General features: G+C 44.3%; 12 protein-coding genes and 3 rRNA genes. 12 read left to right on the forward strand and 3 right to left on the reverse strand.

The window, feature by feature from the left end; translation table 11 throughout:
• The 3 genes from hemF (at position 1) to aroE (ending at position 2888) form a co-directional block, all read left to right on the forward strand.
• Entirely contained in the window at positions 1–942 is a 942-nt protein-coding gene (hemF, locus tag AC121Z_RS00120; RefSeq protein ID WP_498128302.1) for an oxygen-dependent coproporphyrinogen oxidase, read from the forward strand.
• 321 nt (positions 943–1263) lie between these two features.
• The gene (locus AC121Z_RS00125) at positions 1264–1962 is read left to right on the forward strand and encodes an OmpW family outer membrane protein (protein ID WP_498125625.1); all 699 of its coding nucleotides are present in this window, start codon (positions 1264–1266) and stop codon (positions 1960–1962) included.
• Positions 1963–2060: 98 nt separating this feature from the next.
• Positions 2061–2888 carry a shikimate dehydrogenase gene (gene aroE / locus AC121Z_RS00130; RefSeq protein WP_498125626.1) on the forward strand — a complete coding sequence of 276 codons (828 nt, stop codon included), beginning with the start codon at positions 2061–2063 and terminating at the stop codon, positions 2886–2888.
• Between the two features lie 303 nt (positions 2889–3191).
• Here the strand turns inward: aroE and AC121Z_RS00135 are convergent, their stop codons facing one another.
• Positions 3192–3722, reverse strand: coding sequence for a gamma carbonic anhydrase family protein (locus tag AC121Z_RS00135; RefSeq protein ID WP_498125627.1), 531 nt, complete (start codon positions 3720–3722; stop codon positions 3192–3194).
• Positions 3723–4174: 452 nt separating this feature from the next.
• On the opposite strand from AC121Z_RS00135, the gene AC121Z_RS00140 reads away from it, so the two are divergent.
• The 3 genes from AC121Z_RS00140 to rrf all read left to right on the forward strand — a co-directional run bounded on the left by AC121Z_RS00140 (position 4175) and on the right by rrf (position 9212).
• Positions 4175–5707, forward strand: a 16S ribosomal RNA gene (locus AC121Z_RS00140).
• A gap of 321 nt (positions 5708–6028) precedes the next feature.
• Positions 6029–8896 (forward strand): 23S ribosomal RNA (locus AC121Z_RS00145).
• Positions 8897–9096: 200 nt separating this feature from the next.
• Positions 9097–9212: ribosomal RNA gene (gene rrf, locus AC121Z_RS00150) — 5S ribosomal RNA — on the forward strand.
• Together the 16S, 23S and 5S rRNA genes form the textbook arrangement of a ribosomal RNA operon.
• A 47-nt stretch (positions 9213–9259) precedes the next feature.
• Here the strand turns inward: rrf and AC121Z_RS00155 are convergent.
• Positions 9260–9442 carry a hypothetical protein gene (locus AC121Z_RS00155; protein WP_498125628.1) on the reverse strand — a complete coding sequence of 61 codons (183 nt, stop codon included), beginning with the start codon at positions 9440–9442 and terminating at the stop codon, positions 9260–9262.
• 91 nt (positions 9443–9533) lie between these two features.
• Here AC121Z_RS00155 and AC121Z_RS00160 point away from each other — a divergent pair, with 91 nt between their 5' ends.
• The 4 genes from AC121Z_RS00160 (at position 9534) to AC121Z_RS00175 (ending at position 16169) form a co-directional block, all read left to right on the forward strand.
• Positions 9534–13562, forward strand: a complete 4029-nt coding sequence (locus AC121Z_RS00160; RefSeq protein WP_498125629.1) for an ATP-binding protein — start codon at positions 9534–9536, stop codon at positions 13560–13562.
• Positions 13563–13790: 228 nt separating this feature from the next.
• Positions 13791–14060: a type II toxin-antitoxin system Phd/YefM family antitoxin gene (locus AC121Z_RS00165; protein WP_498125630.1), complete on the forward strand. Its 270-nt coding sequence runs from the start codon at positions 13791–13793 to the stop codon at positions 14058–14060.
• Complete coding sequence (locus tag AC121Z_RS00170; RefSeq protein ID WP_498125631.1) at positions 14061–14354, forward strand: type II toxin-antitoxin system RelE/ParE family toxin; 294 nt, start codon at positions 14061–14063, stop codon at positions 14352–14354.
• Positions 14355–14648: 294 nt separating this feature from the next.
• The gene (locus tag AC121Z_RS00175) at positions 14649–16169 is read left to right on the forward strand and encodes an ISNCY family transposase (RefSeq protein ID WP_498125632.1); all 1521 of its coding nucleotides are present in this window, start codon (positions 14649–14651) and stop codon (positions 16167–16169) included.
• A gap of 202 nt (positions 16170–16371) precedes the next feature.
• Here AC121Z_RS00175 and AC121Z_RS00180 read toward each other — a convergent pair whose 3' ends face one another.
• The gene (locus AC121Z_RS00180; protein WP_498125633.1) at positions 16372–17235 is read right to left on the reverse strand and encodes a YicC/YloC family endoribonuclease; all 864 of its coding nucleotides are present in this window, start codon (positions 17233–17235) and stop codon (positions 16372–16374) included.
• Positions 17236–17402: 167 nt separating this feature from the next.
• On the opposite strand from AC121Z_RS00180, the gene AC121Z_RS00185 reads away from it, so the two are divergent.
• Both AC121Z_RS00185 and rph read left to right on the forward strand, forming a co-directional pair.
• Complete coding sequence (locus AC121Z_RS00185; protein WP_498125634.1) at positions 17403–19349, forward strand: alpha/beta hydrolase family protein; 1947 nt, start codon at positions 17403–17405, stop codon at positions 19347–19349.
• A 111-nt stretch (positions 19350–19460) separates the two neighbouring features.
• On the forward strand, positions 19461–20174 hold the full coding sequence (gene rph / locus AC121Z_RS00190; protein WP_498125635.1) for a ribonuclease PH: 714 nt from the start codon (positions 19461–19463) through the stop codon (positions 20172–20174).
• Positions 20175–20181: the final 7 nt, after the last annotated feature.

Genomic DNA, 20181 nt, shown 5'->3' on the forward strand with positions numbered 1-20181 from the left:
ATGTCCAGCCAACCCAACACCTCGTTAGAGCCGATTTCGCAAGATCAAATTGATGCCGTAAAGCAGTATTTGTTGAGCCTACAGTCATCCATTTGTGACGGGCTATCTAGCATTGACGGCACCAAAGACTTCGTTGTTGACGAATGGCAAAGAGAAGAAGGGGGCGGCGGTCGTTCCCGCGTTTTGAAAGGCGGCGCTGTGATAGAGCAAGGGGGGGTTAACTTTTCTCATGTGTTTGGAGACAAGATGCCAGCATCTGCCACTTCAGCACGACCTGAATTAGCTGGGCGTCATTGGCAGGCTATGGGAGTATCGCTGGTTATTCATCCTAATAATCCTTACGTTCCGACTTCGCATGCAAATGTACGCTTTTTTGTTGCAGAGAAAGAGGGGGCAGCACCGATATGGTGGTTTGGCGGCGGCTTTGATTTAACGCCATTCTATCCGCAAGATGAAGATGTGCAACACTGGCACAGCGTTGCAAGGAGCTTATGCGCGCCATATGGCGATAATGTCTATGCAGACTATAAAGCCTGGTGCGACAAGTATTTCTACTTGCCCCACCGTAACGAAACCCGTGGCGTCGGTGGTCTATTTTTCGATGATCTTAATCAGTGGGGGTTTGAGCGATCCTTTGCGTTTATGCAGGCAGTTGGCAATGGCTACCTGGATGCATACTTACCCATAGTAGAAAAAAACCACGCCCGTCCTTATGGTGAGCGTGAGCGTCAGTTTCAACTGTACCGTCGCGGGCGCTATGTTGAGTTTAATCTGGTTTACGACCGCGGCACACTGTTTGGCTTACAAAGTGGCGGTAGAACCGAGTCAATATTGATGTCAATGCCACCGTTGGCGCGCTGGGAATATATGTATACTCCCGAAGCTAACTCTCCGGAAGCTAAACTACAAGCCTATTTAGTGCCGCGCGAGTGGGTGTCGTAGACACCTGTTTTCTATCGCTATCAAAAAGACTTCAGCCGCAGTTACTCGTTACATACAGTGTACTCTTACAACTCAGCTACACCATTCAACAACTTCTTTAGTAATCTCACACTCAAGCCTCGTTTGACAGCACTGGTTTCCAATTCAACCTAAACGAACTCTAGCAACTCACCGCATTGCTTTCATTGCTTAACTTATTGATTTGGATCAAGGGTAAAACGTTGATTCGAAAGCGAGATTTGAGACTTGTTCTAGATCAATCTTTTTTCTCCGCGGCTGTTTATAGTGCCCGCAACAGATATAAACATAGAGAGAATACACATGAAAAAAACCACACTTGCATTAGCGTTAGCAGCTTTGACCTTAACCCCTGCCGCGTTTGCTTATGAAAAAGGCGACATCCTTGTTAGAGGCGGATTAACAACGGTTGCTCCGGACGACAGCAGCTCGAATATTCTAGTGGGCGGAGCGGATTTCGCGTTGGGCGGTCAAACTGTGGGTGGTGTAAACGTCGACAATAATACGCAGTTAGGTCTAAATATCGCGTATTTCTTTACTCCTCATTGGAATGTTGAGGTACTCGCGGCCACACCGTTTAGTCATGATATCAACCTAGCTGACGGAACAAACTTAGCTAGCACCAAGCATTTACCACCAACAGTCACCGCGAACTACTTCTTTGCTGACCCTGCGGCCAAATTCCAACCTTATGTTGGTGTCGGGCTAAATTACACAATATTCTTTGATGAAGAGTTTAATGGTGCTACTGCAGGGGTTATTGAAACTGCTACAGGTGGGGCTGTAGTGTCCGATCTTGACCTAGACGCCTCTTTTGGCTTTTCAGCTCAAGTCGGTGCAGACTACTTCATTAATGACGAAATGTTTATCAATGCTTCAGTACGTTATATCGATATTGAAACCGAAGCTGACTTTAAAGTTAGTGGATCTGATATTGGCAAAATTGAAAGTGTGACAATTGATCCGTGGGTATACACTATCTCAATTGGTTACAAATTCTAAATTTCTTCGGTTATGTTTAAAAAGCTCCGCTTGCGGAGCTTTTTTGTTGGTATGGTTTCATGTAGATTATCGATAAACATCACAACTAATAGTATTCGATGCAAAAGTTCGCTGTTTTTGGCAATCCTATCCAACAAAGCCGCTCTCCAATCATTCATAGAGCCTTTGCTAATCAGGCGAATTTGACAATCGATTACAGTGCAGAATTATCGACCAAAGAAGAGTTCTGCAATGACGTACAGCGTTTCTTTTCCGACAAACAAGCAACAGGGTGTAATGTGACTGCACCGTTTAAGTTACTTGCCTGTCGATTAGTCAATACGATCAGTGAAGAAGCTAAGTTAGCTGGGGCTGTCAATACCATCGCTAAACTAAGTGACGGTACACTAGCCGGTTATAATACCGATGGTGTAGGACTCATTAACGACATTGCTCGTCAAAACGTTGATTTGAACGGTAAAACCATTCTCATTTTAGGTGCTGGCGGCGCTGCGCGCGGTGTCATTCGTGCCTTAATTAATCAACACCCTTATTCCATTACTATTGCGAATCGAACCTTACAAAAAGCGCAAGAGCTGGTGGAAATTGGCGAGACAATTAAACAATCACTATCATTTATGGCCACTAGTTTTGATGCGATAGATGATAATAGTTTCGATATCGTGATCAATGCCACTTCATTAAGTTTGGATAATCAAATCCCACCGCTATCTGCCAATGTTGTAGCAGAGGCCGATTTGGTTTACGACATGGTATACGCGAGTCAGCCGACTTCTTTCTTAGAATGGGCGAAGGGGGCAGGCGCTGCAAAAATTAGTGATGGTTTGGGAATGCTGGTGGGCCAAGCCGCAATGAGTTTTAAAATTTGGACTGATTTTATGCCAAATATTCAGCCTGTTATTAGTGAATTGCGGGAACACCTTTGAAGTAGCGACCCGAGTTTAGTCTATTAGGTAGCTTGTTAGTTGGATAGGTAAGACGCTTTACTCAATCAACCAATCAACCAATCAACCAATCAACCAATCAACCAATCAACCAATCAACCAAACACCGACAGTTAATTGCAATTGGGTGGAATACTTCGTTCGCCTGCGGTTGCCATTAACCCTTAACGACTAGCTATTATTAGATAGAAGTATTTAAAAAGCTCAACGCATAACATAACCTGCTCACTCTGCTTTTTCTAACTCTGGCCAGCCCAACAGCATTCGTGAGCTAAAATGGTTTAACTATTCTGCAAGATACTCATCCTTTAATTTCACATAGTTGAGTGCAGACTGCTTTAAGAAGTTGACTTCTGCTTCACTCAATTTACGTTTCTCTTCCATGGGGTTACCAACATAAAGGTAACCGGACCGCAACCGCTTGTTTGGCGGAACTACTGTCCCCGCGCCAATAAAGACATCATCCTCTACTATTGCACCATCCATAACAATGGCACCCATCCCGACTAAGATTCGATTGCCCAATACACACCCATGCAACATGCACTTGTGCCCAACGGTTACGTCGTCACCAATAATTAACGGGAATCCCTTTGGATTTTTGTCCGAGACTCTGGTCACATGTAATACGCTGCCATCTTGTATATTGGAGCGATCACCAATACGAATATGATTCACATCACCGCGTGCAGCAACTAGTGGCCAAATACCAACGTCATCGCCCATAACCACATCGCCATAGAGAACCGCGCTGTCATCTATATAGTTATTCTTACCTAACGTTGGCGTAATTCCTTTATAGGGTTTAATTGGCATAAAAACTCCGCGTTTATGTAAATCGGTTGTAGAGGGATTGTATCTTAATTCACCTTTTTGCGCGTAATTCAGTCGAAAAACCATTTTTTTCAACTTTTTTTAAAAAAGCGGTTGACCTGAGAAGTTAGGTCTGTAGAATGCGCGCTCGCTTCAACGGGAAGACGAAATAAACAAATCAACGGCAACGCCAATGATTTGACGCAACCCCTTAATTGAAGCGGGTTTCAAGCAAGTCGATGAAAATAAAATTTCAAAAAAATGCTTGACTCCCGGATGCGACAATGTAGAATGCGCATCCCGCTTGAGGAGAGTCACTAAGGCGCCTTAAGCTGCAACGAAAGTTGCTTTGTTCTTTAACAATTTATAACAAGACAATCTGTGTGGGCACTCGTTAAGAGTGTCACAACGACAATTTATTTTTAGTTTCTATTCGTAGAAACGACGCAAGTATTCAATTGAAGAGTTTGATCATGGCTCAGATTGAACGCTGGCGGCAGGCCTAACACATGCAAGTCGAACGGTAACAGGACTAGCTTGCTAGTTGCTGACGAGTGGCGGACGGGTGAGTAATGCTTGGGAATTTGCCTTTAGGAGGGGGATAACCACTGGAAACGGTGGCTAATACCGCATAATGTCTACGGACCAAAGGGGGCTTCGGCTCCCACCTATAGAGAAGCCCAAGTGAGATTAGCTAGTTGGTGAGGTAAAGGCTCACCAAGGCGACGATCTCTAGCTGTTCTGAGAGGAAGATCAGCCACACTGGAACTGAGACACGGTCCAGACTCCTACGGGAGGCAGCAGTGGGGAATATTGCACAATGGGGGAAACCCTGATGCAGCCATGCCGCGTGTGTGAAGAAGGCCTTCGGGTTGTAAAGCACTTTCAGTTGTGAGGAAAGGTTAGTAGTTAATACCTGCTAGCTGTGACGTTAGCAACAGAAGAAGCACCGGCTAACTCCGTGCCAGCAGCCGCGGTAATACGGAGGGTGCAAGCGTTAATCGGAATTACTGGGCGTAAAGCGCACGCAGGCGGTTTGTTAAGCTAGATGTGAAAGCCCCGGGCTCAACCTGGGATGGTCATTTAGAACTGGCAGACTAGAGTTTTGGAGAGGGGAGTGGAATTCCAGGTGTAGCGGTGAAATGCGTAGATATCTGGAGGAACATCAGTGGCGAAGGCGACTCTCTGGCCAAAGACTGACGCTCATGTGCGAAAGTGTGGGTAGCGAACAGGATTAGATACCCTGGTAGTCCACACCGTAAACGCTGTCTACTAGCTGTGTGTGTATTTAATACGTGCGTAGCGAAGCTAACGCGCTAAGTAGACCGCCTGGGGAGTACGGCCGCAAGGTTAAAACTCAAATGAATTGACGGGGGCCCGCACAAGCGGTGGAGCATGTGGTTTAATTCGATGCAACGCGAAGAACCTTACCTACACTTGACATGCAGAGAACTTTCCAGAGATGGATTGGTGCCTTCGGGAACTCTGACACAGGTGCTGCATGGCTGTCGTCAGCTCGTGTCGTGAGATGTTGGGTTAAGTCCCGCAACGAGCGCAACCCTTGTCCTTAGTTGCCAGCATTCAGTTGGGCACTTTAAGGAGACTGCCGGTGACAAACCGGAGGAAGGTGGGGACGACGTCAAGTCATCATGGCCCTTACGTGTAGGGCTACACACGTGCTACAATGGTATGTACAGAGGGAAGCGAGACAGTGATGTGGAGCGGACCCCTTAAAGCATATCGTAGTCCGGATTGGAGTCTGCAACTCGACTCCATGAAGTCGGAATCGCTAGTAATCGCAGGTCAGCATACTGCGGTGAATACGTTCCCGGGCCTTGTACACACCGCCCGTCACACCATGGGAGTGGGATGCAAAAGAAGTAGCTAGTCTAACCTTCGGGAGGACGGTTACCACTTTGTGTTTCATGACTGGGGTGAAGTCGTAACAAGGTAACCCTAGGGGAACCTGGGGTTGGATCACCTCCTTACCTTAAAGTCGATGGACGCACTTGATGCAGTGCTCACACAGATTGTTTTGTTATTAAATTAAAGATAGAGAGTCTTAATCGATAAGACGCTTATTGATTAAGGTTCTTACCTTAAACTTGTTCTTTAACAATTTGGAAAAGCTGATATTAATTTAATCCAAGAGTAACTGATTGAATTGTTATTTTATAAAATGACGGTTCTTTCAAGCGAAACTTGTATGGGTATGAGTAAAATCATACGTGATTAGCGATTGTCACAATACAGCCTGGCGAGAGCCACTGATAGTCTGGAGTCAAAAGGCAGACATATTAGGGTTGTATGGTTAAGTGACTAAGCGTATACGGTGGATGCCTTGGCAGTTAGAGGCGATGAAGGACGTGTAAGTCTGCGAAAAGCTGTGGTGAGCTGACAAAACGCATTTGAGCCACAGATGTCCGAATGGGGAAACCCACCGTTTCGGCGGTATCGTTAAGTGAATACATAGCTTAACGAGGCAAACGAGGGGAACTGAAACATCTAAGTACCCTTAGGAAAAGAAATCAATTGAGATTCCCCTAGTAGCGGCGAGCGAACGGGGAGCAGCCGAATCTATTTGAATTAGCAGAATGTGTTGGGAAGCACAACGATACAGGGTGATAGTCCCGTATGTGAAGGTTCAAGTAGGTCATATTAAGTAGGTCGGGACACGTGTTATCTTGACTGAAGATGGGGGGACCATCCTCCAAGGCTAAATACTCCTAACTGACCGATAGTGAAGTAGTACCGTGAGGGAAAGGCGAAAAGAACCCCTGTGAGGGGAGTGAAATAGAACCTGAAACCGTATACGTACAAGCAGTGGGAGCCCTTCGGGGTGACTGCGTACCTTTTGTATAATGGGTCAGCGACTTATATTTAGTAGCAAGGTTAACCGTCTAGGGGAGCCGTAGCGAAAGCGAGTGTTAACTGCGCGTTTAGTTGCTAGGTATAGACCCGAAACCCGGTGATCTAGCCATGGGCAGGTTGAAGGTTGAGTAACATCAACTGGAGGACCGAACCCACTAACGTTGAAAAGTTAGGGGATGACTTGTGGCTGGGGGTGAAAGGCCAATCAAACCGGGAGATAGCTGGTTCTCCCCGAAATCTATTTAGGTAGAGCCTCGGACGAATTCCATTGGGGGTAGAGCACTGTTAAGGCTAGGGGGTCATCCCGACTTACCAACCCTTTGCAAACTCCGAATACCAATGAGAACTATCCGGGAGACACACGGCGGGTGCTAACGTCCGTCGTGGAGAGGGAAACAACCCAGACCGCCAGCTAAGGTCCCAAAATATTGCTAAGTGGGAAACGATGTGGGAAGGCTAAGACAGCTAGGAGGTTGGCTTAGAAGCAGCCACCCTTTAAAGAAAGCGTAATAGCTCACTAGTCGAGTCGGCCTGCGCGGAAGATGTAACGGGGCTAAGCAATATACCGAAGCTGCGGCAGCGTACTTGTACGCTGGGTAGGGGAGCGTTGTGTAAGTGGATGAAGGTGTGTTGAGAAGCATGCTGGACATATCACAAGTGCGAATGCTGACATGAGTAACGATAATGGGGGTGAAAAACCCCCACGCCGGAAGACCAAGGTTTCCTGTCCCATGCTAATCAGGGCAGGGTAAGTCGGCCCCTAAGGCGAGGCAGAAATGCGTAGTCGATGGGAAACGGGTTAATATTCCCGTACTTATATAATCAGTGATGGGGGGACGGAGAAGGCTAGGCCATCGTGGCGTTGGTTGTCCACGTGAAAGTGAGTAGGCTGGAAACTTAGGTAAATCCGGGTTTCTAAGGCCGAGACACGAGACGAGTCACTACGGTGACGAAGTGGTTGATGCCCTGCTTCCAGGAAAAGCCTCTAAGCTTATGATTATATAAACCGTACCCCAAACCGACACAGGTGGTCAGGTAGAGAATACTAAGGCGCTTGAGAGAACTCGGGTGAAGGAACTCGGCAAAATAGTACCGTAACTTCGGGAGAAGGTACGCCCCTGTTAGTGAAGGACTTGCTCCGTAAGCTGATGGGGGTCGCAGTGACCAGGTGGCTGGGACTGTTTATTAAAAACACAGCACTGTGCTAAATCGAAAGATGACGTATACGGTGTGACACCTGCCCGGTGCCGGAAGGTTAATTGATGGGGTTAGCGTAAGCGAAGCTCTTGATCGAAGCCCCGGTAAACGGCGGCCGTAACTATAACGGTCCTAAGGTAGCGAAATTCCTTGTCGGGTAAGTTCCGACCTGCACGAATGGTGTAACCATGGCCACGCTGTCTCCACCCGAGACTCAGTGAAATTGAAATTGCTGTGAAGATGCAGTGTACCCGCACCTAGACGGAAAGACCCCGTGAACCTTTACTACAGCTTGGCACTGAACATTGACCCTACATGTGTAGGATAGGTGGGAGGCTTTGAAGCGTTGTCGCCAGATGACGTGGAGCCGTCCTTGAAATACCACCCTTGTATGTTTGATGTTCTAACATTGCTCCGTTATCCGGAGTGTGGACAGTGTCTGGTGGGTAGTTTGACTGGGGCGGTCTCCTCCCAAATAGTAACGGAGGAGCACGAAGGTTAGCTAATCACGGTCGGACATCGTGAGGTTAGTGCAATGGCATAAGCTAGCTTAACTGCGAGACAGACACGTCGAGCAGGTACGAAAGTAGGTCATAGTGATCCGGTGGTTCTGAATGGAAGGGCCATCGCTCAACGGATAAAAGGTACTCCGGGGATAACAGGCTGATACCGCCCAAGAGTTCATATCGACGGCGGTGTTTGGCACCTCGATGTCGGCTCATCACATCCTGGGGCTGAAGTCGGTCCCAAGGGTATGGCTGTTCGCCATTTAAAGTGGTACGCGAGCTGGGTTTAGAACGTCGTGAGACAGTTCGGTCCCTATCTGGTGTGGGCGTTGGATGATTGAGGGGAGCTGCTCCTAGTACGAGAGGACCGGAGTGGACGAACCGCTGGTGTTCGGGTTGTTTTGCCAAAGGCATTGCCCGGTAGCTACGTTCGGAACGGATAACCGCTGAAAGCATCTAAGCGGGAAGCCGGCCCCAAGATGAGTCATCCCTGGACGTAAGTCCTGGAAGGGTTGTTATAGACGATGACGTTGATAGGCAGGGTGTGGAAGCGTTGCAAGGCGTTAAGCTAACCTGTACTAATTGCCCGAGAGGCTTAACCATACAACACCTAATGTGTTTGTGGTGACAATCGTAAGACCATACAAAACGCGCTCTTAGATTAAAGATATCAGTGATTCCGAATAGTTAAGATTTAAGTAAGGCTGACTTAGCATACTCCTCGAGAGTACTGTGAGTCCTCCTTGTGCAAATGTCACGATGAAAGCTTCGCAATCATCATGAATTTGCACCAACAGTTTATGTCTGGCGACAATAGCGACGTGGTACCACCTGAATCCATTCCGAACTCAGAAGTGAAACACGTTAGCGGCGATGGTAGTGTGGGGTTTCCCCATGTGAGAGTAGCACATCGCCAGACTCCCATTCTAAAAAACCCAGCTTCGGCTGGGTTTTTTGCTTATTGGCCTAGTCTCTTGGTCTAGTCTTTTTGTTTTTGGGATCGGGAATGAAATACCATTCGCCATCTCTGTAAGATCCCGTCCAATCTGGCAGATCATTATTACCTTCTTCATATGTTCCACCACTAACTTGAGAGGTATCAATCTCGCTTAACTCTTCGAGACGATTGTTTTTGATTTGACATTTCATAATCTATCCTTTTTATTAAATAAAGTGCATGAAAATTTAAATATAAACTGAGGTTGTTTGAATACTAGGATTTGGACAATAACTATTAGGTATGGGACGACTTATAATAAATGTAGTTAAATTAGGGAGTTTTTTCGTATTCTTGCTCGTTCTTTCAACGCGGTACGCTATAACAAAGTCGCTGTCAGACAGTGTTGGAGAAGTAGATAAAGGTGAGATTGGCCTAATTCACGAAACCTTTGATGGGGGCCATCGAATTTGGATCGGATCTGAAAATGGTTTGTTTGTTTATACCAAAGGTGCTTATTATCAAATACTATCGTTTGCTCAAAAAGTGCCAATTACAGCCATCCTAGAAACGCAAGATTACCTTTTTGTGGGTACTTCAGGCAATGGGTTGCATGTTTCGAAGCTCAACAATCTAGATAATTTAAAATTTACGAGGCTAAATCCTGATAATTTACTTTTCATATACGATCTAGATTTTTCGAATGAATTTGGTGTACTAATTAGCGCGTTTGATTCCGTAAACAGGATAAAGTTGCGAAAAGATGGTGAACTTGAAGTTGAATACATTGACGAGACTTTAAATGCCTTCACAAGCTTAGAGCTAAATGGAAGCTTGTTGTATCAAGATGGTAATAGCTTAACTAGCTTAAATCTAATCTCCAAAGTTCAGACAAAATTAGATTTATCGCAGCACTTGGGAGAAAAATTCACAGTAAATAAAATAAAACGTTTTAATAGCGGCTCACTATTTATTGCAACCAGTAAAGGGTTAATCAAGGCAGAGTTCGACGGAACGTCATTTGGTAAAGTGATAACTGGTCTCACGAGTCAAAATGTCACCGAAATTGAGTCTGTAGATCCTGACAACTTTATTGTATTTTCAAAAGATATCCATCTAATTGACGCGCAGTTAGAGAAAGTAAAATTAGTAAATAAATTTCAAAATTTTTATACAGACAATAGTTTTTCTTACGTACATCAATACTACCAAAAAAATGGTACTACGATTTTAATTTCTCCCCAGTCAGGGTTTCTATGGCTACCCAAAGGTTTCGACTATCTCACCAAAATGAAATTTAATGGGCACAAGTTTCGAGTAGAAAATATTGCAGATTTCAATGGATTATTAATTCTACATGATGGTACTGAATTATTCGCTTATGACATTGGAACTCAAGAAATTGAACCAATAAACCAGTATTCAAGTTTAGGCGAAGTGGATTTATTTTTGGTAAATGACTCGCATCATTTAGTTACAGCAAGTTCACATTTAGTAAGAATTTCAGAATATTCAGATAAGCAAATTCGGTCGTACGAGTTAGATTCTTCAGTTATAAAACTCAACGAGTTTTCAGGCAGTATTATAGCACTCACAGAGAACGGGAAATTATACAAAGGAGAAAACCAATTCTTTAATGAAGTCGATTTGGACTTTTCCCCTAACGAAATCTTTGTGACCTCAGATTCTTTATTTGCTCTAGATTATTACAAGGGGCTTTTTTCAACCAATAATTACGAAACTTGGCACAAATATGATGTATCGAGCTTAACGGAAGATATTCCAATAGACTGTGTTGTAAAATCACCTACAGGAACTATTTACTTTTGTACGAGTGGATTCGGAATACAGGTGTTAGATAGTGAAAGTGCTTCGTTAGTTAGTTCTAAGCTGAATGACCTACTACCCTCTAGATTCATCAGAGACATTGCTATAGATTCGAACGGTAATCTTTGGATCGCCACTAACTCGGGATTGTACAGGTCTGATGTGAGTGGAAATTGGATTCAAAAATTAGATAGTAGGATTGGCATAAATGAGATTGATTTTGAATATGAAGGACTAAGGTTTACGAAACGAGGCAATCTGGTCGTTACGGGAGACGACCATTCATATATCTTGGATGTCAATCAGTTAACTAAAGAGCTCAATGTGCTTTTATCCTCTTCAAACCCTGTTTACGTTGAAAAGCTTATTAGTTATTCAGGATCAATGCCCAATTCAGGCTCAGTTTTAAGTCATGCAGCAACTTCCAAGAATCTGGATTTCTCATTTGAAATAAAAAGTGATGTCTATCAATTTGATATCCATTTTGCAGCTGTTGACCCTATAGACCACAATTACTTGGATTTTGAGTATAGACTTCTCGGTTTAAATGAAAATTGGCAACTGGCCAAGCGAGGTGCAAGCATCGCGTCTTATTCAGCTCTCCCATTTGGTGATTACGAGTTTCAAGTTAGAGCAATAGACTACCAATCTAAAGAGGCGCAACCCATAAACTCTACAAATATCAGGGTTCTACCGCCGATATGGTTAACACAGACGGCTTTCTTAATTTACTTTTTATTGGTTGTTTTTATTTATTTTGTAGTTTTGTTTTTGATGAAACAAGCGAAGAAAAAACAAATACAACTTGCTGAGGATTATGCAGCGGAGAGAACGATTGCATTGAATGATGCGCTTAAAGGTTTAAAGGAGGCGCTGGTTAAAGAAAAATCTATGTTCTCCAGTTTATCAGCGGAGATAAGAACACCACTAACGCACCTACAGGGTTGGTTGACCAAGTCAATTCAAACGAACAAGCCATCAGTCATCAAAGATAGCATTAACTCATCTATTAACACGGTTCAGCGAGTCAACTCCTTAATTGAACAATTCGAAGAAATTGAAAGTCTTGTTGGGAATGAACGATTATTTGAAGTCACTGTAGAGGTTCGTGTGGCTATCATAAGTCTTTCGGAGTCTTTTGAGCAAATAGCGAAAAAGCGAGGGGTTAGAATTTCTATTAAAGGTGGGAAAGGCTTATATATCAGAATACATCAGAGCTCTTTTGAACGGATTTTTTCAAATCTAATTGGGAATGCAATAAAGTACACATCACCCAATACAGAAGTTACTTTGTCTCTTAAAAAGAAAGGAGAAAAAGTCGTTATTTCAATAATTGACCAAGGTGAAGGTATTCATGAAAGTGAACTTGATCGAATCTTTGATCGATTTTCGAAACTTGATAATAACTCAGAACTTGAAGGAAGTGGGCTAGGTTTAGCAGTAGTAAAAGAACAGTTAGAAGCAAATAATGGTGCTATTCAAGTTGAAAGTTCACTTGGAGTTGGAACTGAGTTCAAAGTAACGTTTGATCTTGCTGCGCCTCCTACATCAAAGGATGAAAGTGTTGATATGGATGCAACCAAGATAGCAGTTCTCGATAGTACTTCTTTAATTACAGAATCACATGAGACTGGCCAGAAAGCTAAAGTGCTTACAATGGCTGATAAAAGATCAATTTTGATTGCTGACTCATCGGTTCATATTCGTAACTATCTCGCTGACATGTTTGAGCCAACATATCACTGTATTCGCTGTGTAAACGGCAAGGAGGCACTAGAAATAGCTCAAACAGTGATGCCAAACCTAATCATTGCAGACAGTGATTTACCTTTACTAAACGGACTACAGTTAACTAGTAAAATTAGGGAAAATGATCCTACAAGTAACATTCCGATTATTATTATTTCTGCGAACTCGGATAGGGGTATAAAGATAAACGCACTTAGTAAGAGAGCCGATGATTTCATCTTAAAGCCTTTCGAAGCTGCAGAGATTAAATTCAAAGTTGAACAAATCATCAAAATGAGACTCAAGCAACCCATTGATTTACCGGGTATTGAGCCAATTGAAGCTGAAAGTGTAATAGACCTTGAGCATATCGTCATGCCTGAATTTGATGAAGAAAAAGACCAACGGTTTTATATGCAACTTGTTGTTTTACTACAACAAAACTATAAAGATCCGAATTTTAACAAAGACTTTGCAGCGAAAATTATGAATTGTACAGAAAGGCAAATAAACAGAAAACTGAATGACTTCTTAGGTTTAAGTTTTACCAGTTTTGTTAAGCAATACAGATTAAAGAAAGCAGCAAAGAAACTTCTAAGTTCTCGTAATATATCTGAAGTAGCATTTGATTTAGGTTTCGGCTCACCTTCATACTTCGGAATGTGTTTTAGAGACTATTATGAAATGACGCCATCCCAATTTATAGCATGTGGTGGACAGATCACTGCAGATAAGAAGAAAAATCAAAAATGCGAGAAGGTGTCTAAACGCGATTAGCTAAGACTTCATCTGACAAATAGTATTTTTAGAGGTTAACCAAGCCTGATACTCCATCCGGCTCCTTTAGTCAGAAAGGAGAAGGTCAGATTTCAGTGATCGCGAGCGGAACGAAAAGGGCTGAAACCGGTCAACTGTAAATACCATAGTTTCTTAGTAGATGTTGAAGACGCAAATCACCTCTGTTATAACAGGACTTGTCTAAAGTACCTGTTATGAGTCCTTCTTATGAGTGTAAAGTTTTCAGAAGACGTAATACCCCTCAAAGACTTAAAAGTTAATCCTGGAAAGGTTGTTAGCCAAACAAAAAACTCACATAGGCCAGTACTCGTAACAAGCCGCGGACGGGGTGTAGCCGTAGTCCAAGCACTCGAAGAATATGAAAAAAATGAAGAAGAGAGGGCATTCTTGAGAGCTGTTGCTAGAGGAATGATGGATGTTAAAGAAGGTAATGAACTGCCTTTGTCTGAAGTAATGGAAAAGCTTGGTATTGAATAAATGCAGGTTTCTTTTACTCAGTCCGCTATTGGCGATCTCGAGTCAATCTTAAAACATTATGATTCTGAAGGAGTCGAGCATATTGGACAAAAGTTTCAGAGAGAAATCATTGCTCATATTGAAAAGCTTAAGGTTTACCCTGATTTAGGACGAGTTGTACCAGAGCTGGATACCCCATCGATTAGAGAGCTCATTCATCCTCCATTCCGTATTGTTTATTTGCGCGAAGAACAGACTGTCAGGGTAGTCAGAATTTGGCGAAGTGAAAGATTATTGGTTTTTCCGGAAGAGTAGAGTTCGACTGATCTCTCCCCCACAAATAACATCATATCAAAGCAGAGTAGCAAACTACTAGGTTAGCGTTGGCAATGTCAGTTGAGGCGACTGTCAGTTTTGGTCTAGACCTTCGATTAATAGTGTCAGATCAGATGTGAGCCGCTGCAGCTAGTATTGTTAACACCAAGCGATTTTGTCGTACTTTAATTACCACGCGATTCTGTCGTAGTCGCTAATTACCAAGGGAAATTGACGGTTATCTTTAACCGTGTTCTTTGAATGTTTTGTTTGTACATTTGAGGAACGCTAAGGATGATAGTGTTGAATTCCAAAGCTCAATTGACAGTTGATGTCATTGCAAAAGTGGCTGAGCGTAAAATTACGATAGCCAATGCCACTAAGCTCCTCAATAAATCCAGACGCACTGTTGAACGTTATTTGCAGCGTTACCGAAGTCAAGGGTTACAGTTCATTGTTCACGGAAATACGGGCAGCGAGCCAGTTAATAAAACGCCTGACAGGCTTAAACAGCAAGTCCAGTCGCTAATCCGCGAGAAATATTATGATCTGAATCTGTTGCACCTTGCCGAGATGCTTGAGACTCATGAACATATCGTTGTTAAGCGCGAGACACTCCGCAAATGGGCACATGATATACATCATGTAAAACGGGCTAAGCGCAGGCGTAGCCGTGTTCACAAACGCAGAGAGCGAATGGAATCGCCCGGATTAATGCTACAAATGGACGGCAGCACACATCGTTGGTTCGGCGATAAGAAGTCGTGTTTAATCGCCATGATTGATGATGCCAACAGCGATATCCACGCCGAGTTCTTTCCGTCAGAAACGACTGAAGGGTGTATGAAAGTAATGCGCTCAGTCGTTGAGAAATATGGTGTCTTTAAAACCCTGTACGTTGATCGTGCCGGAATATTCGGTGGCCCTAAACGCTGCAACTTCTCCCAGATGCAACGGGCCTGTGAGGAGCTGGGCATTGAAATCATCTTCGCCAGTTCTCCTCAGGGTAAAGGCAGGATTGAACGTGCCTTCGATACCCTGCAAGACAGGTTGATTCCGGAGTTACGACTCAACAATATTACTGACATGACGGGTGCAAACAGCTACCTCCAACACGTCTTCATTCCCCAGTTCTGGCGTAAGAACCTGATTGTAAAATCAAGAACATCGGGCACCGAATACACACCTTTACCACGCTACACCAATCTTGATGATATCTGCATTACCAAGGTCTATCGAAAAATACGCAACGACCACACGTTTAGCTACGGCGGAAAACTCTACTTCATCGACTCTCCGCTAAAGCATTCAATCGCAAACCAGAAAATTGAAATTCGTACAGCTAAAAACAAGCGATTTGAAGCTTACTTCGCCGGACGAAAGCTACAGGTTACAGAAGTTACTGAGCCTGAAAAACTGTCCTCGGAAGACAATGAGATCCAGAAGAAGCTTGAGGTATTAGCGTTGGCTGACAGGCTTGGAAATGTGGCAGAAGCATCCCGACCTAGTGGCGTCTCCCGCGATACCATTTACCGCCATCGTAAACTGATAAAACACGGTGGAATCGAGTCGCTAAAACGTCAGGAAGCGCCAGATCTTCATCACAATAATCGTACTGATAGAGCCATTGAGGAAGTGGTTATCGAGTTCTCACTGGCCAATCCACACATGAGACAATCCAGAGTGTCAAGACTGCTCAAATCCGAAAGAAACGTCGATATACACGCTAGCGGCGTTCGCAATATCTGGCTGAGGGAAAACATGAATACCACTGCATTACGGTTGGCAAAGCTTGCTGAAGCGCGGCAACATTGATAGTGTGATTACGTAAAAATCGCTTGGTACTTATACCGTCAGTATCCCTTGGTAATCACACCGCTGCAGCTAGTATGTGTTATATCGTAAGCATATCCATTGTTGCATTCTATTCCTTATTCATTGAGCATGCACACAAGTAGAAATATAAATTCCTAATTAAAATGCAGTCGCCATAAGCTAATTTTTGAAATTGAACATGCTACTCAATATTCTGAATTTGCTCTCTCATCTGCTCAATCAACACTTTTAGCTCTACCGCTGATTGAGTGATTTCCGCATTAATCGATTTACTGCCCAGGGTATTCGATTCGCGATTAAATTCCTGCATCATAAAATCCAAGCGGCGGCCAATAGCGCCACCTTTATTTAGAATTTTTTGTGTTTCGCTAACGTGTGAATTTAGGCGGTCGAGTTCTTCTGCAACATCAATACGCTGAGCCAGCATCACCATTTCTTGTTCGACTCGGGTCGCATCAAGTTCTACTTTGGCTTCTTCAAAACGAGCGAGTATGCGTTCGCGTTGCCATTCCACGATGCTTGGCATCAACTTGCCAACTTTTTCCACCTCAACCAATATGCCTTCGAGGCGCTGCTCGATCATGGCTTTCAAGTTATTGCCTTCAGTTGCGCGCGAGTCTTTAAACTCAGTAAGCGCTTGATCAAAGCCTTTCAGAACTTCTGCTTGAATGGTATCCATGTCGGCCTCTTCGGCAGCCACAACGCCCGGCCAGCGTAAAATGTCGACAGGATTAACGCCGGTGGATTGGCCATGAGATTGCACCCAATCAGCAGCATGTAACAGCTGTTTGGCTAAGTCTTCGTTCAGACTGAGTTTGCCCACTGCCCCTTCGTTAGCAGTGAAGCGCAAATTACATTCTACTTTGCCGCGTTGCAAGGCTTTACGAAAACGCTCCCTTAATACTGGCTCAAGTGCACGAAATTGCTCCGGCAGGCGGAAGTAGGTTTCTAGAAATCGTTGATTTACTGAGCGAATTTCCCACACCGCCGTGCCCCAATCACCTTTGACTTCGTGGCGCGCAAATCCTGTCATGCTGTAAATCATTGTAAAAACTCCCAGAAAAATTTATTCGATGTGAATATTCCAATCAGTTTACCTTATTTTATCTATCGACCCGAACGAGAATTTTTACTATGCTCGCTGGGTTGTGTTTGTTTGTAACTAAATGTTTCAAACAAATGGAGTTTGGTTGTTACAAAGGACTGAAAAGCATGATCCTCATTTCGCGCTTACTGCTGATCACGGCGGTATTATTATCTGGTTTATTGCGGGCAGAAATTGTTCCTCCTGCCCAGTTTGCTAAAGATTCAAACTATGCTTCGGCAAAAATTTCCCCTGATGGTTCTAAACTAGCGGTTGCTATACGCTCAAAAGGTAAACGTCGTTTAGCGGTATTCGATATGGCCACGTTCGACGTGATTGGCGGGGCTGACTTGGGCGAAGGAGCCGAGATTGGCAATTACTATTGGGCCAACAACGAACGTATCATTACTGAAATTTGGGAACGCTACGGTTGGAAAGAGCAAGCCGACAATTTTGGTGAGCTATTTGCGGTGGACTACGATGGTTCCAACGCAGAAATTATCTACGGCTATCGTGCTGGCGAGCAGCAAACGGGCACGCGCATGAAGCGCCGAGAAGCGGTGCGCGGTTGGGCGCAGATCATCAGCATGTTACCCAATGATGATGAGCATATCCTTATTTCTTCTACACCGATGTCAGACGATGCCTCCAAGCTGGCGAGCGTGCATAAATTGAATGTTTACACTGGGCGCCTTTCGAATGACAAGGTACTCGCTCCAGTTCCACTGGCACGCTTCATTGCTAATCGTGAAGGTGAACTAAAGTTTGCCGCAGGTTTGGATAAAGAATCCGAAGATCGTGCTTACAAGTACGAAAATGAGCAATGGGTTGAGATCACCAATGACTTTGGCGCAGACTTTGTGCCATTAGCGTTAACCCAAGCCGGCGATGCGCTCTACTACTTTGCGTTACACGAGTCGGGTAAGCAGGGTCTTTATTCATTTGATCTTGCAAGCGGCACGAGTAAATTAATATACGTTGATGAAAAGGTCTCTATCACTGACGTAAACTTTAATGCTGACCGCAGCGAAGTCTACGCCTTGCTCGTGGATGATGGATTTCCTACCTACGTAATGCTTAATTCGACTAGCCAAGAGTCACAGTTATTTAAAGCGTTTCTCGCCACCTTTGAAGGTTATGAAATCAATATCACTAGTCGTTCCCGTGATCGTACTAAGTGGCTGCTTTATGTCAGCAACGATATTGATGCTGGTAGCTTTTATTTGTACGACAAAGACAAGAATCGTCTAGCCCAACTATTTGCCAATTTTGATCATATCGATATTAATTTGATGGCCCAATCAACTCCGATTGAATTTGAATCCTTTGATGGTTTGAATGTTGCTGGCTACGTAACCTACCCAGTAAACTACAAAGCCGGCAATCAGGTACCTCTGGTGACTTTGGTGCACGGTGGTCCGCATGGGATCCGCGACTATTGGAACTTCGATCGTGAAGTCCAAATGTTGGCTGCTCAAGGGTACGCAGTATTAAGGGTGAATTACCGCGGCTCTGGTGGTTACGGCGAAGCCTTTGAAAGTGCAGGATATCGTGAGTGGGGTGATGCCATTCAAAAAGATATCGTTACCGGCACTCAATGGGTTATTGATCAAGGCAAAATCGATCCTAATAAAGTGTGCATTATGGGCGCCAGTTTTGGCGGGTATTCGGCCATGATGTCATCGGTACTCTATCCGGATCTGTTTACCTGTACTGTCGCAACTGTAGGGGTTTACGACTTGCAGTTGATGTACGATGAAGGCGATATCCCTAAACGATTTTTTGGTAAAGATTATCTCGAAAAAGCCATCGGATCTGATCCTGATGAGTTACGCGAATTCTCACCTATAACTCATGTGTCCAAGCTCAAAGCGGAGGTGTTGATTGCCCATGGTGAGCAGGATGAACGGGTACCATTTACCCATGCGAAACGTTTGCGATCGGCGTTAGAAGCGCACAACAAGTCCTTTGAGTGGTTTGTAAAATCCTCCGAAGCGCACGGTTTCTATGACGAAGCGAATCGTACCGAATACTATGAGACGGTCGCTGCATTTCTTGCAAAGCATTTAAAGTAGTTTTTATGTGGTGTAGAGGCAGAGAGTTTTCTGCCTCCCCCTCCCGCTATTGCGCGCATTACGCTATACTTCGCCGGATTATTTTATCTAGCCATTTTTTAGGAGAGCCGCATGCGCCCAAGCGGAAGAACCGCCAGTCAGATCCGCCCTGTTACTATTACCCGTAATTTTACCTGCCACGCAGAGGGCTCGGTACTGATCGAGTTTGGTAACACTAAAGTTATCTGTAATGCGACGGTGGAAGAAGGTGTACCGCGTTTTATGAAGGGCCAAGGCAAAGGCTGGATAACAGCAGAATACAGCATGTTGCCGCGCGCAACACACACTCGCTCTGGTCGTGAAGCCGCGCGTGGTAAGCAAGGTGGTCGCACCCTGGAAATTCAACGCTTGATTGCGCGTTCCCTGCGTGCGGCGGTTGACTTAAGTATTCTGGGTGAGAACACTATTACCGTGGATTGTGACGTGATCCAAGCCGATGGTGGAACACGCACGGCGTCAATCACCGGTGCCTGCGTCGCCTTAGTGGATGCACTCACGTATATGCGTAGTAAGAATATCATTAAGGCTAACCCACTGAAGCATATGATCGCTGCATTGTCAGTGGGTATCTACGATGGCTCTGCCGTTGCTGATTTAGAATATGTTGAAGACTCTGCGGCTGAAACTGATATGAACATTGTTATGACTGACACTGGCAAGCTAATTGAAGTGCAAGGCACTGCTGAGGGTGAACCATTTAGTTTTGAAGAGCTCGATGAGCTGCTTACCATAGCCAAAGCAGGTCTTAAAGAACTCTTCGATGCTCAGAAACTCGCACTGAGTTAAGGTGGAA

This window comes from Alteromonas sp. DYW1, from assembly GCF_059752595.1.

What these genes read in the sequence shown, in the direction of transcription:
- AC121Z_RS00170 (WP_498125631.1), top strand. Translation starts at nt 14,061, where the DNA reads ATGCAGGTTTCTTTTACTCAGTCCGCTATTGGCGATCTCGAGTCAATC.
- AC121Z_RS00125 (WP_498125625.1), top strand. Translation starts at nt 1,264, where the DNA reads ATGAAAAAAACCACACTTGCATTAGCGTTAGCAGCTTTGACCTTAACC.
- AC121Z_RS00165 (WP_498125630.1), top strand. Translation starts at nt 13,791, where the DNA reads ATGAGTGTAAAGTTTTCAGAAGACGTAATACCCCTCAAAGACTTAAAA.
- AC121Z_RS00185 (WP_498125634.1), top strand. Translation starts at nt 17,403, where the DNA reads ATGATCCTCATTTCGCGCTTACTGCTGATCACGGCGGTATTATTATCT.
- hemF (WP_498128302.1), top strand. Translation starts at nt 1, where the DNA reads ATGTCCAGCCAACCCAACACCTCGTTAGAGCCGATTTCGCAAGATCAA.
- AC121Z_RS00180 (WP_498125633.1), bottom strand. Translation starts at nt 17,235, where the DNA reads ATGATTTACAGCATGACAGGATTTGCGCGCCACGAAGTCAAAGGTGAT.
- AC121Z_RS00175 (WP_498125632.1), top strand. Translation starts at nt 14,649, where the DNA reads ATGATAGTGTTGAATTCCAAAGCTCAATTGACAGTTGATGTCATTGCA.
- AC121Z_RS00160 (WP_498125629.1), top strand. Translation starts at nt 9,534, where the DNA reads ATGGGACGACTTATAATAAATGTAGTTAAATTAGGGAGTTTTTTCGTA.
- AC121Z_RS00155 (WP_498125628.1), bottom strand. Translation starts at nt 9,442, where the DNA reads ATGAAATGTCAAATCAAAAACAATCGTCTCGAAGAGTTAAGCGAGATT.
- rph (WP_498125635.1), top strand. Translation starts at nt 19,461, where the DNA reads ATGCGCCCAAGCGGAAGAACCGCCAGTCAGATCCGCCCTGTTACTATT.
- aroE (WP_498125626.1), top strand. Translation starts at nt 2,061, where the DNA reads ATGCAAAAGTTCGCTGTTTTTGGCAATCCTATCCAACAAAGCCGCTCT.
- AC121Z_RS00135 (WP_498125627.1), bottom strand. Translation starts at nt 3,722, where the DNA reads ATGCCAATTAAACCCTATAAAGGAATTACGCCAACGTTAGGTAAGAAT.